Origin of the sequence: Massilia mucilaginosa (assembly GCF_011682145.1) — a bacterium.
Classification (GTDB): domain Bacteria; phylum Pseudomonadota; class Gammaproteobacteria; order Burkholderiales; family Burkholderiaceae_D; genus Telluria_A; species Telluria_A mucilaginosa.
The window spans coordinates 1-368 of the sequence record NZ_WHJH01000243.1; the positions used below are offsets into that span (position 1 = coordinate 1).

The following is a 368-nucleotide window of genomic DNA, read 5'->3' on the forward strand; positions in this document are numbered from 1 at the left end:
TTGTAATAAGAGGCCCCCATGTCCCCTGCGCTTCCCAGCGACAAGCCGCCCCGGATCTTTCCGGGCTCCGACTGGCTTTTCCGCTGGTGCTACGTCAAGACCCCGCGCCGGGTCTTGCCCGGATTTGGCCTGACGCTCGGCTTCACCGTGTTTTACCTGTGCCTGATCGTCCTCATTCCACTGTCGTCGGTGTTCCTCAAGACCTTCAGCATGACCTGGCCGGCGTTCTGGGAAGTGGTGGCGTCGGAACAGGCGATCGCCTCCTACCGCCTCAGCTTCGGCGCTTCCTTTATCGCGGCGCTGATTAACACCTTCTTCGGCGGCATCGTCGCGTGGGTGCTGGTGCGTTATGAATTCCCGGGCAAGCG

At 61.7% G+C, this 368-nt stretch carries 1 pseudogene; it reads left to right on the forward strand.

From position 1 onward, the window contains the following. Window positions 1–18: 18 nt before the first annotated feature. Window positions 19–368 (forward strand): annotated as a pseudogene (locus tag F2P45_RS34695) (sulfate ABC transporter permease subunit CysT); the annotation flags it as partial.